The organism is Spongiimicrobium sp. 3-5 (assembly GCF_046557915.1).
Classification (GTDB): Bacteria; Bacteroidota; Bacteroidia; order Flavobacteriales; family Flavobacteriaceae; genus JBHEBG01.
The window spans coordinates 438,445-453,267 of sequence record NZ_JBHEBG010000001.1 but is presented as its reverse complement, the minus strand read 5'-3'; the positions used below and the strand labels follow the sequence as shown (position 1 = coordinate 453,267).

General features: G+C 39.5%; 17 protein-coding genes. 10 read left to right on the top strand and 7 right to left on the bottom strand.

From position 1 onward, the window contains the following. Positions 1–303: 303 nt before the first annotated feature. The 4 genes from ACEQ81_RS02120 to purN all read right to left on the bottom strand — a co-directional run bounded on the left by ACEQ81_RS02120 (position 304) and on the right by purN (position 4,459). A complete protein-coding gene (locus tag ACEQ81_RS02120; protein WP_411029192.1) occupies positions 304–2,202 on the bottom strand; it encodes an amidophosphoribosyltransferase in 1,899 nt (632 codons plus the stop codon). A 45-nt stretch (positions 2,203–2,247) separates the two neighbouring features. After that, positions 2,248–3,174 (bottom strand): PfkB family carbohydrate kinase, encoded by a 927-nt coding sequence (locus tag ACEQ81_RS02115; RefSeq protein WP_411029191.1) that lies wholly within the window; start codon positions 3,172–3,174, stop codon positions 2,248–2,250. Between the two features lie 79 nt (positions 3,175–3,253). Further along, positions 3,254–3,889 carry a viroplasmin family protein gene (locus ACEQ81_RS02110; RefSeq protein ID WP_411029190.1) on the bottom strand — a complete coding sequence of 212 codons (636 nt, stop codon included), beginning with the start codon at positions 3,887–3,889 and terminating at the stop codon, positions 3,254–3,256. 6 nt (positions 3,890–3,895) lie between these two features. Continuing rightward, positions 3,896–4,459, bottom strand: coding sequence for a phosphoribosylglycinamide formyltransferase (purN, locus tag ACEQ81_RS02105; protein WP_411029189.1), 564 nt, complete (start codon positions 4,457–4,459; stop codon positions 3,896–3,898). A 158-nt stretch (positions 4,460–4,617) separates the two neighbouring features. On the opposite strand from purN, the gene ACEQ81_RS02100 reads away from it, so the two are divergent. The 5 genes from ACEQ81_RS02100 (at position 4,618) to pyk (ending at position 8,981) form a co-directional block, all read left to right on the top strand. Continuing rightward, entirely contained in the window at positions 4,618–4,851 is a 234-nt protein-coding gene (locus ACEQ81_RS02100; protein WP_009778413.1) for an acyl carrier protein, read from the top strand. 111 nt (positions 4,852–4,962) lie between these two features. After that, complete coding sequence (gene fabF, locus ACEQ81_RS02095; protein WP_411029188.1) at positions 4,963–6,213, top strand: beta-ketoacyl-ACP synthase II; 1,251 nt, start codon at positions 4,963–4,965, stop codon at positions 6,211–6,213. 6 nt (positions 6,214–6,219) lie between these two features. Next, on the top strand, positions 6,220–6,957 hold the full coding sequence (gene rnc, locus ACEQ81_RS02090) for a ribonuclease III (protein ID WP_411029187.1): 738 nt from the start codon (positions 6,220–6,222) through the stop codon (positions 6,955–6,957). 112 nt (positions 6,958–7,069) lie between these two features. Next, positions 7,070–7,534 (top strand): IPExxxVDY family protein, encoded by a 465-nt coding sequence (locus ACEQ81_RS02085; protein WP_411029186.1) that lies wholly within the window; start codon positions 7,070–7,072, stop codon positions 7,532–7,534. A gap of 4 nt (positions 7,535–7,538) precedes the next feature. Then, positions 7,539–8,981, top strand: coding sequence for a pyruvate kinase (gene pyk, locus ACEQ81_RS02080; protein ID WP_411029185.1), 1,443 nt, complete (start codon positions 7,539–7,541; stop codon positions 8,979–8,981). 87 nt (positions 8,982–9,068) lie between these two features. Here the strand turns inward: pyk and ACEQ81_RS02075 are convergent, their stop codons facing one another. Continuing rightward, complete coding sequence (locus ACEQ81_RS02075; RefSeq protein WP_411029184.1) at positions 9,069–9,590, bottom strand: PAS domain-containing protein; 522 nt, start codon at positions 9,588–9,590, stop codon at positions 9,069–9,071. Positions 9,591–9,846: 256 nt separating this feature from the next. On the opposite strand from ACEQ81_RS02075, the gene ACEQ81_RS02070 reads away from it, so the two are divergent. The 3 genes from ACEQ81_RS02070 (at position 9,847) to ACEQ81_RS02060 (ending at position 11,975) form a co-directional block, all read left to right on the top strand. Then, positions 9,847–10,695 (top strand): helix-turn-helix domain-containing protein, encoded by an 849-nt coding sequence (locus ACEQ81_RS02070; protein WP_411029183.1) that lies wholly within the window; start codon positions 9,847–9,849, stop codon positions 10,693–10,695. A gap of 306 nt (positions 10,696–11,001) precedes the next feature. Next, positions 11,002–11,550, top strand: a complete 549-nt coding sequence (locus ACEQ81_RS02065) for a carboxymuconolactone decarboxylase family protein (RefSeq protein WP_411029182.1) — start codon at positions 11,002–11,004, stop codon at positions 11,548–11,550. Between the two features lie 35 nt (positions 11,551–11,585). Next, complete coding sequence (locus ACEQ81_RS02060) at positions 11,586–11,975, top strand: cupredoxin domain-containing protein (protein WP_411029181.1); 390 nt, start codon at positions 11,586–11,588, stop codon at positions 11,973–11,975. Between the two features lie 63 nt (positions 11,976–12,038). Here the strand turns inward: ACEQ81_RS02060 and dinB are convergent, their stop codons facing one another. Then, positions 12,039–13,136 carry a DNA polymerase IV gene (gene dinB, locus ACEQ81_RS02055; RefSeq protein ID WP_411030360.1) on the bottom strand — a complete coding sequence of 366 codons (1,098 nt, stop codon included), beginning with the start codon at positions 13,134–13,136 and terminating at the stop codon, positions 12,039–12,041. Positions 13,137–13,222: 86 nt separating this feature from the next. Between dinB and ACEQ81_RS02050 the strand changes: the two genes are divergently transcribed. Both ACEQ81_RS02050 and ACEQ81_RS02045 read left to right on the top strand, forming a co-directional pair. After that, positions 13,223–13,696, top strand: coding sequence for a CYTH domain-containing protein (locus ACEQ81_RS02050; protein ID WP_411029180.1), 474 nt, complete (start codon positions 13,223–13,225; stop codon positions 13,694–13,696). After that, positions 13,693–14,181: a YciI family protein gene (locus tag ACEQ81_RS02045; RefSeq protein WP_411029179.1), complete on the top strand. Its 489-nt coding sequence runs from the start codon at positions 13,693–13,695 to the stop codon at positions 14,179–14,181. Before ACEQ81_RS02050 ends, ACEQ81_RS02045 begins: the two co-directional genes overlap by 4 nt. 246 nt (positions 14,182–14,427) lie before the next feature. On the opposite strand, the gene ACEQ81_RS02040 is transcribed toward ACEQ81_RS02045, so the two are convergent. Beyond that, positions 14,428–14,823: a hypothetical protein gene (locus ACEQ81_RS02040; RefSeq protein WP_411029178.1), complete on the bottom strand. Its 396-nt coding sequence runs from the start codon at positions 14,821–14,823 to the stop codon at positions 14,428–14,430.

Here is a 14,823-nt window from a genome sequence, read left to right as displayed (position 1 = left end):
AGTTAAAAGTGTTCGGAGGGAGAAAGGTTTTAGTTTAACACCATTATAATCGGGTGAAATACAGTTTTTGATGGGAGATTATTTAAACAGTGGGAATACAGAGTGGTATGCTGAATGTATGGCAAATAAAAAAGGTGGAGAAGTCTCCACCTTTTTTGCCCCAAATCTTACCATGAACTTAACCTACTTATGCTATGGCGAGTCTAATGTAATTTGGCTTTGCTCCTTAGCGGCCATAAAGACGATAAAAAGCATAAATTATCGACGAAATGCACAAAATGATGTATTTCATCGATAGAATTGTTAATAAGCCCGTTGATTTTTCCCTTCGTAAAAATTGATAAAGGCTCTATTTACCACCTTATTGCCACCCGGTGTTGGGTAATTTCCGGTAAAGTACCAATCCCCTAAATTCTTAGGACAGGCCAAATGTAAGTTCTCTATGGTCTGGTAAATAATTTGAACTTCTGCCTTAACACCTTTTGGACTAAGTAACTCTCCTATTTTTTCGGAAATTTCAATGGCACTAAATGGTGCGTAGAATTCCTTAACGTAATTCACAACATCTTTGTCTTTAGAAGTTACTTGAGACAAACACTTTTTGTAAATTGCATGCACCGCATCCATGGTACCACGATCTTCGTGCAGCTGAAGTGCCGCTTTAAAGGCAATGAAATCCTCTAGTTTGGCCATGTCTATACCGTAACAATCAGGATAACGTATTTGAGGGGCGGAGGATACAACTACAATTTTCTTGGGCAGTAACCTGTCTAAAATTCGAAGGATACTTTTTTTAAGTGTTGTTCCCCTTACAATACTGTCATCGATGATCACTAGATTATCATTTTCTTTTACCGAACCATAGGAAATATCATAAACATGGGCCACCAGATCATCCCTGCTGCTGTCTTGCGTTATAAAGGTCCTTAGTTTGGCATCCTTTATTGCAACCTTCTCTATCCTAGGCCTAACATCCAAGATCTTGTGTAATTCCTCTTTGGTTATCTTGGCGCCAATAGAAAGTATTTGTTCTTCCTTTTTGTTGTTGAGGTAGTTTTGTGCCTCTTTTACAAGTCCAAAAAAGGATGTTTCGGCGGTATTGGGAATATAGGAAAAGACAGAGTTTTTTATGTCGCTGTCTATGGCGGTCAAAATTTGCGGAAAAAGCAGTTTACCCAATTCCTTGCGTTCTTGATATATTTCCTTGTCGCTTCCTCTAGAGAAATAAATACGCTCAAAGGAACACGCCCTACGCTCTCGGGGCTCTAGGATTTGTTTTAGGGAAACACCCCCGTTCTTCTTTATAATAATGGCGTGTCCGGGGTCTAACTCCTTAACCTCTTCATATTTTACATTGAACACAGTTTGTATTGCTGGTCTTTCTGAGGCTACAACAACTACTTCATCGTCTTTATAGTAATAGGTAGGTCTAATTCCTGATGGGTCTCTCAAAACAAAAGCATCACCATGTCCCAATAAGCCGGTCATGGCATAACCTCCATCCCAGTTCTTGGCAGCCTTACCCAAAATTTTGGCCACATTTAAACGATCCGCAATGAGGGGAGACGCCTCTCTTTTATTGTAACCCTCCTTTTTTATTTGTTTGTACAGCTTGGCCACGGCATCGTCTAGAAAATGCCCTATTTTTTCCATTACCGTCACCGTATCCGCCATTTCCTTAGGATGTTGCCCTAACTCTACCAAGTTGCCAAAGAGTTCGTTAACGTTGGTCATATTAAAGTTACCGGCCACGATAAGGTTTCTATGCATCCAATTGTTCTGTCTAAGAAAGGGATGTACGTTTTCTATACTGTTCTTGCCAAAGGTGCCATACCGTACGTGCCCTAACAGCAACTCACCGATATAGGGGATATTCTTTTTTTGCAGTGCAACATCATCTGCATATTCGGGATGTTTTTGCAAAGCGGTATTTATGCGATCATTGATTTGATCAAAAATATCCTGAATGGGTTGTGATTGCACGGAGCGTACCCTGCTCATGTATCGTTCACCGGGCTCCATGTTGATTTTGATACTGGCAAAACCAGCGCCGTCTTGTCCACGGTTGTGCTGCTTTTCCATCATTAGGTACATTTTGTTAACACCGTAAAAGGCAGTACCGTATTTCTCCTTATAGTATTCCAGGGGTTTTAGCAATCGTATCAAGGAAATTCCGCACTCATGCTTAATAGCATCACTCATTGTTTCTCTAAATTAAAAAAGCCCTGAAAGATCAGGGCATATTTTTTATTGCAATTCTATATCAAATTGTGTCAACTTCTTAAACTGAAGCAATCTTTGGGAAGCTTCTTCCCTTTTCAGATTTTCCATCCGTTCAGTGCCAAACCGCTCTACACAGAACGATGCTAGATTGGAACCGTGGATTATTGCATTCTTTAAATTGTTGAACGAAACATTTCTGGTTTCAGTAAGGTAACCGGCAAAGCCACCCGCAAAGGTATCTCCAGCTCCGGTTGGGTCAAATACCTCTTCCAATGGCAGGGCGGGTGCAAAAAAGATATTGTCTTCATGAAACAACAGTGCACCATGTTCCCCTTTTTTTATAACAACGTATTTAGGGCCCATTTTTTGGATCTGGGCGGCGGCCTTAACCAAGGAGTATTCGTTGGTAAGCTGCCTGGCTTCCTCATCATTAATGGTAATGACATCTATTTTTTTGATTACCTGTAATAATTCATCAAGGGTATTGTCCATCCAAAAATTCATGGTGTCCAGGATAATCAGTTTAGGTCTTACCTTCATCTGATCAACGACACTTAACTGTATATTGGGATGCAGGTTGCCAAGCATAACCACATCGGCGTCCGCAAAATTTTCTGGGACCACAGGATTAAAATCAGCAAGTACATTAAGCTCCGTAGCTAAGGTGTCCCTTGTGTTAAGATCATTATGGTACCTACCGCTCCAGAAAAAGGTTTTACCCCCTTTTACAATTTCCAAGGCCGATAGATCTATGTTTTTGCTAGAAAGTAAATCAAGGTATTCTTGTGGAAAATCATCACCCACGACCGAAACAATGGCCGAATCTACATTAAATTGAGAGGCTGCCAAGCCTATGAAGGTACCGGCGCCCCCTAAAATCTTGTCTGTTTTTCCGAAGGGAGTTTCAATGGCATCAAAAGCAACCGTGCCAATTATCAGCAATTTACCCATTAGGTTTAATATTTTTGTGCAAATATACACTTTTGAATATCTAAACGCGATAGCGAAAAGCACTAAATTTTGAAGGTCATTATTTACGCCCAAAATCGGCAGGGATTTCTCCCCATGCCTTGGTCTCCCACTTCACAATTTTGGTATTGTACTCGTTGTTCCTTAACCAATGTAGCGCCCTATCTACCATTTCGAAAACTGCTTTGTTCTTTGCGGTCTTCTTTAGTTTACTGTTGCAGATTTTTTTTCGGATCCAGCTCATGGCGGTTCTAGAATCCGTGTATATTATTCGTTCGCTTTTTTTTTGCTTTAGGTATGCCAAGCCGTGCACCAACGCCAAAAATTCACCTATATTATTGGTTCCTTCATTAAAAGGGCCTTGTTTAAACAATTCCTTTCCCGTCTTTGTGTCTACACCACGATATTCCATAATGCCCGGATTTCCGCTAGAAGCGGCGTCTACCGAAATGGAATTGTAATTTGGTGTTCCTATTCTGAGCAGTTGTTCTTTGGAGAGCGATGCAGTTTTTGTTTTCTTCCCTTTATAATCGTTATAATCACCGTTATATGCTTTTTTTGCCTCGGCAAAAGATGCAAACGACTTGTATTGTGCACCTTTGTAGCCACTGATTGCTGCCTTGCAATCTTTCCAAGTGGTATAAATACCAGGTCGTTTTCCTTTCCAGACGGTATAGAACTTCTCTTTTTTACCCATTTAATGCTACAATAACAGGTTTGAAATCGTTTCCGGAAAGTGCTCATATTCTAGCTGATGCACTTTTTGTGCAATGGTTTCTGCACTATCCTGCGGTAGAATTTTAGTTGTAAACTGCTTTATAATGGCACCGTCATCATATTTTTCGTTGACATAATGGATGGTAATTCCGGTTTCCTCTTCATTATTATCCTTAACTGCTTGGTGTACATGCATGCCATACATTCCCTTACCTCCGTATTTTGGCAACAGGGCAGGATGGATATTTATAATTTTGTTTGGAAATTCTTGCACAAGGTTTTCTGGTATTTTCAATAAGAATCCTGCGAGCACAATAAGATCTGGTTTAAGCCCCTTTAAGGCATCCAATACGCAAGTGGTGTTGTAAAACGCCTGCTTATTAAAACATAAATAGCTAATATTTAGATTGTTGCATCTTTCCAAAACCTTTGCCTGCCTCTTATTGGAAAAAACACAAGCCAAGGTAACCTTTTCATTGCCCTGAAAGTAACGGGCTATATTTTCAACATTGGTCCCGGAACCCGAGGCAAAAAGAACAATTCGTTTCATTAAGCTAATTAAAGGTTAAGCGAGAAGAATTATAGGCTAAAATAATACTCTTGAGCTTAAATTTCTTAAATTACCATACATTTTGACCATAAATAGTGTTATTAAACCAAAGTTTTTTATTTTTGCCAACAATTTAAATATATAAAACCGATATTATTATGTCAGACATTGCATCAAGAGTAAAAGCTATCATCGTTGATAAATTGGGTGTTGATGAGAACGAAGTAGTCGCAGAAGCTAGCTTTACCAACGACCTAGGGGCGGATTCATTGGATACTGTTGAGTTGATTATGGAGTTCGAAAAAGAATTCGATATTCAAATCCCAGATGATCAAGCTGAAAACATTGCAACAGTTGGCCAAGCCATAAGTTATATAGAAGAAGCGAAGTAATTTAATGATTTCTTGGACAAGATTAAAAATATCCATGTGGCAACCGTGCCGCATGGATAATTTTTTTTAATTTACACTTGCCTTAGGGATTATAAACAAAAATTAGGTTCAATGCAGTTAAAGCGAGTAGTGGTTACAGGTTTAGGTGCTTTAACACCTATCGGTAATGATATTGAGGCATACTGGAATGGGTTGAAGAATGGCAAAAGTGGTTGTGCCCCTATCACCTATTACGATACCGAAAAATTTAAAACGAAGTTTGCTTGCGAACTAAAAGGATATGATTCGGCTGATTTTTTTGATAGAAAAGAAGCCAGAAAATTAGACCGGTTTGCCCAATATGCTTTGGTGTCCTCCGACGAGGCCATTAAAGATTCTGGGATGGATTTGGATAAAATAGACAAGTTCAGGGTAGGGGTAATCTGGGGCGCCGGTATTGGTGGTCTGGAAACCTTCCAGAACGAGGTAATGAATTATGCCGCAGGTGACGGCACCCCAAGATTTAATCCTTTCTTTATTCCAAAGATGATAGCGGATATTGCCCCTGGCAATATCTCCATCAAACATGGTTTCATGGGGCCTAACTATACCACAGTATCGGCCTGTGCCTCTTCGGCGAACGCCATGATAGATGCACTTAACTATATCCGTTTGGGACATTGCGATGTTGTGGTAACAGGAGGTAGTGAAGCTGCCGTTACCATAGCAGGAATGGGCGGGTTTAATGCCATGCATGCCCTATCTACAAGAAATGAAAGTCCGGAAACGGCTTCTAGGCCTTTTGACGCTACCAGGGATGGTTTTGTTTTGGGAGAAGGAGCAGGAGCCCTTATCTTGGAAGAATATGAACACGCCAAGGCAAGAGGCGCAAAAATTTATGCTGAGGTTGCCGGAGGAGGTATGTCTAGCGATGCTTATCATATGACAGCGCCCCATCCAGAAGGAATTGGAGTGGTACGGGTTATGCAAAATTGCTTGCGCGATGCCGGAATGCAACCTGAGGATATAGATGCGATCAACACACACGGTACATCTACGCCCTTGGGTGATGTTGCCGAGCTGAAAGCAATTTCACAGGTATTTGGCGATCATGCGCCCAATATCAACATCAATTCTACCAAATCTATGACCGGTCATTTATTGGGGGCTGCTGGTGCCATTGAGGCCATAGCATCTATTTTGGCCATGGAAAATAGTTTGGTGCCTCCTACGATAAACCACGAAACCGTGGACGAGAACATAGACCCATCTTTAAATTTAACGCTTAACAAGGCGCAGAAACGAGAGGTTAAGGTTGCCATGAGCAACACATTTGGGTTTGGAGGTCATAATGCATGTGTTGTTTTCAAAAAAATCAGTTAAACAAAAATGAGTTTTCCCGCCAATATATTTAATTCCCATCCGAAGGAGGATGGGGATTTTTTTTTGGGAATAACAAAAATTTTAGGATTTAGACCAAAGGATCTCGAAATATTTAAAAAAGCTTTTCTACACAGATCAGCCAATGAAAAGGATGAAAGTGGTACCCCTATGAACTATGAGCGCTTAGAATTTCTGGGCGATGCTATGCTTGGGACTATTATTTCCAAACATCTTTACAACGAAGTGCCTAACGGCGATGAAGGATATCTTACCAAAATGAGATCTAAAATCGTAAGCAGGGAACATCTTAACGAATTGGGGAAAGATTTAAACCTTATCAAGTTTGTTAAGAGCCGTATCCCAAAGTCGCATTTCGGGGATAATATACATGGAAACGTATTTGAAGCCCTAGTGGGGGCCATTTATTTGGATAGGGGATACAACTTTTGTGAAAAGTTCATAAACGAAAGGGTCATAGAACCTTATGTTGATATAGAACTGCTCGAAGGCAAAGTAATTAGCTATAAGAGCTTGATCATTGAATGGTGCCAAAAACAGAAAAAATTATTTCACTTCGATATTTATGAAGATACGGGTAACGATGTTATGAAACATTTTGCGGTTAAGCTTTCCATAGAAAACAAAGTTATGGCCAAAGCAAGAGCTACCTCAAAAAAGAAGGCGGAGGAAAAAGCTTCCAAAAGAGCCTATTTTGCTTTACAGGACAGAATGGACAAATCTTAAGGCCAAAACCTGTAACTCTAACGTTTTCGTGGGCACTTGCCGTTTCAAACCCCGCTATTGGCTAGGCTAGTTTCTTTATTAATTATATATTTACGTCTTCATGTGAGGAGTTATGGCAGTTGTACATAAAATTTCCAAAGATTTTTATGATGATTCGTTTAAATTGATCGCCTTGCACAGTAGCTTGGAAGATTACGCTGCTGCCTATGCCATCAATAAATATTTAAAATCGAGCTTGCAACGTCCCCGTATGGATTTGGACATATCCGAGAACGTATCTTTCCCATTTTTTGAATGGAAAGACCTGATAAATGACAAGTACTGGACTTTGATAACGAACACAAGTATGGGGGAATCGGATTTGGACCAAAACGGTCTTTTTCGGGACGAAACCTCCTATACCGTGCACTATCTAGTATCCGAATATAAAGAGGTGGATTACTTTTTGAAAATTGAACAGGACGATCTGGATGTTACCGAAGATCTCGTAAAAAGCCTTTTGGCCATACCAGAGATGATTACCGCCTATACCATAGAAACCAACACACTAAAATCTAAACAAAATTTAATCTTTTAAGAAGATGCCAAGTAAAAAAAAGACCAAGATAGTAGCAACCCTAGGACCTGCGACCAGTAAGAAGGAAGTGCTACGAGACATGATTGCGGCCGGAGTGGATGTCTTTCGAATAAATTTCTCCCATGCCGATTATGAAGATGTGATCGAGCGCATTAAAATAATACGTGAGTTAAACGAAGAGTTAGGAACAAGCACTTCCATTTTAGCTGATCTACAAGGCCCAAAACTTAGGGTTGGGGCAATGGCCGGAGAGGTTGTTGTTGCGCCAGGCGATGAAATAGTATTTGCTACCGGAAAACCTTTTGAAGGGACAGCGGAAAGGGTATATATGAACTACGATAGTTTTCCTAAAGATGTAAAACCGGGGGAGCGCGTTCTGTTAGACGATGGGAAACTTATGTTCGAGGTAGTTTCTACCAACAAGAAAGATCAGGTTACGGCTAAGGTAATTCAAGGCGGACCATTAAAATCCAAGAAAGGGGTAAACCTACCAAACACTAACATTTCGTTACCCGCATTAACTGAAAAGGACATTAAAGATGCCATTTTTGCAATTTCCTTGGATGTGGATTGGATTGCATTGTCCTTTGTGCGTTTTAGTCAAGATCTAATCGATCTTCAGAACATTATAAAAGAACATTCCGAGCACAAAATTCCAATAATTGCCAAAATAGAAAAACCCGAGGCGGTTGATAATATTGATAAGATTGTGGCCTATTGCGATGGCCTCATGGTAGCACGTGGTGACCTTGGAGTGGAAGTGCCGGCCCAAGAAGTACCATTAATTCAGAAACAGTTGGTACTGCGGGCAAAAAAAGCTAGGATTCCTGTTATCATAGCGACCCAGATGATGGAAACTATGATTACCAGTCTTACTCCTACCAGAGCGGAAGTAAACGATGTGGCCAATTCTGTAATGGATGGCGCAGATGCCGTAATGCTATCTGGTGAAACCTCCGTGGGAAACTATCCGGTGCAGGTAATAGAAAAAATGTCGAGCATACTAAAAAGTGTGGAAGGTTCGGACTTAATTGCGGTCCCTCACGATCCACCCCATATACGTACCAAAAGGTACATTACCAAATCCGTATGTTACCATGCGGCCATTATGGCCAATGAAATTAAAGCAAAGGCCATTTCAACGCTTACCAATAGTGGTTATACCGCTTTTCAAATATCGGCATGGAGACCTAGTGCACATATTTTGGTGTTCACATCCAACAAAAGAATACTAACCCAATTAAACCTTCTTTGGGGGGTAAAGGCATTTTATTACGATAGATACGTTTCCACTGACGAAACCATCGAAGACGTAAATAAAATAGCTTGCCAAAAAGGCTTTTTGGATACAGGAGACATGTTAATTAGTTTGGCCGCAATGCCGATTAAAGATAAGGGAATGGTAAATACCTTAAGGGTAACGGAAATAGAAAGCTGTAATTTTTAATCCTAGTATCTATATAAGACCGTGTTTGCACAAAGGTCTTGAGGTTAGCAGATGATATCACGATCTTTTGCTGTAAATAAGGTTAGCCTAAGCCACTTCTTTTTCAAAGGCAATAAAGTTTACCACCTTGCCCCTTTTATCAAAAACTGGCCCGCCCTTGATCCAACATTTGTAGGGCTCTCCGTTTTTTCTATAATTTAGGATGGTAGCTTCAAAAGGAACCTTATTTTTTACCGCCTCAGATATATAAGCGGTAGTTTCCCTATTAGTACCCTCTCCTTGGAACATTTTGGGTTTTTTACCTAAAATCTCCTCCGGTTTATATCCATTCATCCCATGAACATTATTGGAAGCGTGTACAATACTTAGATATGGATCTGTTACAATGATTACGCTCTCTTTTTGAAGCAGTTCCTCTTCAAATACGGAGGAATAGGACCAATTATTGGTTTTAGACAAAACGTTCAACGAATGGATATCCGCATAATTTTTGCACAGCTTATCGAAGTAAGTACTAAAGATATCCCAAGAAAGTATAGATGGGCCGGTTATTTTTTGAGTATTGTAAAATTTATGTGCTGCCTTGTCGTAATCGTTTATTTCTGTCATAAGGGTAAAATCTTAAAATGGATCGGCTACCAAAAAGAAAGTTCAATATTACCAAAAGATTCCTTTGTGCAAAAGTTTGTTTAAATGATTAACAGTTTTGTTTAACAATCACTTCATGGTATGTCTTTATCTTGATGTAAGTATAAACAAAAAAAAAGGACTTATGTAATTGAAAAAGCTACTTACATGTCCAATTCCTCCAAAATAAAAGGATAAAAGGGCTTATATTATCCGCGAAATCTATGAAATTTATACTATGAAACTAGAGTTCTCCAACCCCAAAACAACGTCAATATTTGGTCTTACAGATGATATACTTGCAAACGAGGCTTCTTTTTCGATAAGCTCGGGGACCATAAAAATTCTGTGGAACAGGAACAATACCCCAGTGAAATTTGAGGTAGACGGATTGGAAATAGAATTGCTTCCTGGCCAGTTGGTGACCACTACGTATCTGCAACATGTTTCCTATAAAGTTTCGGAATTGCCGTTAACGGCATTTTTGTTCAATAGAGAGTTTTACTGTATTACGGACCATGATAGCGAGGTCTCTTGTAACGGCATTCTTTTCTTTGGAACGCAAGACCTTCCTATAATTACCATACCAAAAGAACAGGAGCGTAAGTTTAATATATTGTTGGAGGTATTTATTGATGAGTTTAATACCCCAGACAAAATTCAGGGCGATATGCTACAAATGTTATTGAAGCGGCTAATCATTATGTCTACCCGCTTGGCCAAAGAACAGCTTATTGTAAAAAAGTTGGATAACGAGCATATAGATGTCATTAGAAAGTTCAATGTTCTGGTAGATTTACATTTTAAGACGAAACGCAAAGTCAGTGATTATGCGGATATGTTATACAAATCTCCCAAGACCCTTTCCAATTTGTTCGCTATTTACAACCAAAAATCACCACAACAAATTATCTTGGAACGCCTGGCTCTGGAAGCCAAGCGACTAATGAATTTCTCCGACAAGCAAAATCAGGAAATAGCTTACGAATTGGGCTTCAACGATCCGGCACACTTTAGTAGGTTCTTTAAAAAAATGACCGCATATTCACCTACCCAGTATAGAGAATCTGCCCTTTTAGGCGGTTGAGGGAAATTTCTACAAGCCTTCGGGCAATTACGCCTAACACCTCAGTGCTTTTGTATCGCATCTTTGCCTTGTAATTTAAAAACGGTAAAAGATGCATATAAGTCACAAATCCATTTTTAATCTCATCGAGATTTTCAGACAAGAAAAAAAAGCTGTAGTAAATACTATAAGTCCAAAGACGCATTGTGAGGAAAAGCACCATCACGATTTTTATTGTGATGCTGAGAAACCGCACATTCAATTTTAAAATTAACGGAGTATCAATTAGTCCCCGATTTACTTTAGGGACAAGTAAAATTTAAGATCATGAGCACATTTAATGTACCAAAAAGAGAAGAAGTAAGCGAAAACAACCAAGCGATATTCGATAACTTGGAAAAAGCAGTAGGGTTTGTTCCCAACCTGTATGCAACGTATGCACATTCAGAAAATGCCTTGGGGAACTATTTAACTTTGGCCAACGCCAAAACCTCCTTGAAAGCCAAGGAGAAAGAGGTTATAAACCTGGCTGTGAGCGAAGTAAATAACTGTACGTATTGTTTGTCTGCCCATACCGCCATAGGAAAAATGAATGGTTTTACGGATGACCAGATATTAGAACTAAGGGCAGGATACGCATCATTTGATAACAAGTTGGATGCATTGGCACGCCTTTCAAAAAATATTACGGAAAATCGTGGAGCAGCATCGGAAGCTGTAGTAGACAATTTTCTGAATGCAGGATGGACCAAAGAAAACCTTATAGACACCATAGTTGTGGTCGGCGACAAAACCATTTCCAACTATTTGCATAGGACTACAAATGTTCCTATAGATTTTCCAGTTGCACAACCTTTACAGAGCGTAGAAGTTTAATTTTTAAATCATATTTATAAAACAACAAGAGTATTATGAAAAAAGTAATTGTATTAGTAACAATGATTGTCGGGGTAGCATTTTCTGCCAATGCCCAAGATAAGATGATGAAAGAATCCTCCAGTACTATTAGCTTGGAGCAGACACCAGGTGAATTTACCCAAAAACAGATTACCGTTAAGGAAGGTACCTATGTTTTTGAAATTTCCAACAATGGTGTGGGACACGATGTAGGTTTTGTTTTGGTGGAAAAAGGTAAGGATGTTTCCAAACCCGAAAACCATATTCAAACAGCTTATGTTACCAAAGCAGTAGCCACAGGGACTAAGCAAGCTTCCAAGCCTACTAAATTGAGTAAGGGAGAGTATGTATATTTTTGCCCATTAAACCCAACATCTACGGATAACACGCTGGTAGTAAAATAATTTGTTGAGAGTTAGGTTTTGACAAGGCCCGGAGGTTTTATACTTACCGGGCTTTTTCTTTCATTAAAAATCAAACTTAAGCTGCACAGTAACAGTCTCTTCCTGAGGTGTTTCTTTTTTTTCGGTGTTTAGATTGGCCAGAGAGATACCGAGTAAGCGTACCGAATTTTGCATAGTCTGCTGATAAAGGAGCTCCTTGGCGGTCTCCATGATCAGATTTTTATCGGCAATAAAATAGGGGAGGGTTTTGCTACGGGTCTGTAGTGTAAAATCACTGTATTTAATTTTAAGAGTAATCGTTTTACCGGCAATTTGCGATTTCCTTAAGCGCTTCTCGAGCTCTGTTGCAATATTTTCTAGACGCTCTAGCATAAAAACCTCACTACTTAGATTTTCGTTAAAGGTACGCTCTGCTCCCACACTTTTTGGAATGCGATGTGGCTTTACCTCGCTATGATGAATTCCTCTTACTACATTGTAATAAAACGATCCACTCTTTCCAAAATGTTGTTCCAAGAACTCCAGCGGTTTGGTTTTAAGGTCTTTTCCGTTAAAAATACCTAGTTTATACATTTTTTGTGCCGTTACCTTACCTACACCGTAGAACTTTCTAATTTCCAAATCCTCCAAGAACTGAAGAACCTCTTCCGGATTTACGGTTTTCTGTCCGTTAGGTTTATTGTAATCGCTGGCCACTTTGGCTATAAATTTGTTAATGGAGATTCCTGCAGATGCTGTAAGTCCTAGTTCGTCGTGGATACGCTGTCTAATTTCCCTTGCAATCAAGGTTGCCGAAGGGTTTCCCTTTTTGTTTACGGAGACATCAAGATAAGCTTCATCTAGAGAGAGCGGTTCTACCAAGTCTGTGTAATGGTGAAAGATCTTTCGTATTTCCAGTGAAATTTCCTTGTAACGCGCAAACCTGGGTTTAACAAAGATTAGCTCTGGGCAGTTTCTCTTCGCCAAATAACCACTCATAGCACTGCGCACACCAAATTTTCTGGCCTCATAACTAGCCGCCGAAACCACCCCTCTTTTTTCACCTCCGCCTACAGCCAAGGGTTTGCCCTTTAGTTCAGGATTGTCTAGTTGCTCTACGGAGGCATAGAAGGCATCCATGTCTACATGTATTATCTTTCTTAAGGGAAGGGCATCGGACATCATACAAATTTAAGTGATATCTTAGTTAGGTGAAAATAAACGGAAAGAGGATATAAGACTTTAAGCGGGCCAGTAGCAGCGAGGTTATGATAGAGATAGAACGTAAGTTTTTGATAAATTCAGTGGCATATAAAGAAGAAGCTTTTACCCACGAGAACATAGCACAAGGCTTTTTAAATACCCACCCAGCACGAACTGTAAGAGTGAGAATCACAGGTGATACCGCCTTTTTAACCATAAAAGGAAAATCGAATACGGCTGGGACCACACGGTTTGAGTGGGAGTCAAAAATAAAAGTAGAAGATGCCCAGGAACTCTTAAAACTATGTGAAGAAGGCATTTTAGTGAAAACCAGATATAAAGTAAAAGTGGAAAATCATATTTTTGAGGTCGATGAGTTCCATGGTGCCAATGAAGGTTTAACTGTTGCCGAGGTTGAACTGAAAGAGGAAGGGGAGGCTTTTAAAAAGCCCGTGTGGTTGGGAACCGAGGTCACCGGAGATATAAGATATTATAATTCGCAATTGAGTAAAAAACCATATAAAAACTGGAAATCATGAAACATTATACATTGTTGTTATTGTTTTTGATGCTACAAGCCTGTGCGGAACAAAAAGCTGAAGCAGCTGAGGCAGAAACAACGAAAGAGATTGAAAAAACGGCAAAAGAAATAAAGGCAGCCCTGACCGAAAAGGGTTTTGAGGTTTTTGATTATGTAGATGAGACCACCAAAGACACGCTTCTGATGCAAAAGTACTTTATAGCGTTTCTTAAAAAAGGGCCTAACCGCACCGGTACCAAGGAACAAATCGATAGTTTACAGATTCTTCATTTAGAGCACCTTACAAGGATGTATTTAGAAGGCTATGCAGATATTTCAGGACCTTTTGGAGAAGATGGCGAGATACGCGGTATTACCATATACAACACGCCAACGTTGCAGTTTGCGGACAGTTTGGCAAATATGGATCCTATGGTCAAATCCGGCAGGCTGGTAATAGAAATGCATTCTTGGTGGGCGGGTAAAGGCTTTCCTTTACGCTAATATAGCTGATAGTATTACAAGAGGATAAGAATTACGAAGATTCCATATGGGTCGAGGCAACCTTTACGTAAACTGCGGCAATTCTTATTGATTCCTCTTGTAATTTTTTTGCCCCATTTCTTTAAAATTAGGCACTTAGGAAAACAAAACCTATGGTAAAACCATAAAAATCAACTACTTAAATTGCATATTTGGAATTTTAAAACAAACGGAGTTATCAAATTAAGAAAGGGATACCTTTAACGGCTATTGTGCCAAAATACCCTCTTTCTCTAGTATTGGAATATGGGAAAGACTATTTTCGTTGATGGTATGTTTTTTAAAAATGTACACCTTCTCATACAGCTTATCGTCAGCAAAGAAAGTTACATAAAACTCATTGTTAAGCGCAAAGACATCTTCTTGTAAGGGTTCTATTTTTTCGAAAGATTTTGCCTCAACAACACCAAGACCATGTCTCATGATTGAGGTTTTGGTATCCCCATCATAACCTTTGGAAACTATTAATACCATATCTATTTTGGTATCCCTATTGTTTATTATATAGGCGTTCCAATCCTTGGATAAAAATTCGTCGTTCCATTCGTGCACAATTGCCACATAAACATCTTTGGCAATTGGGATTTCGATATCTTTTTTCAT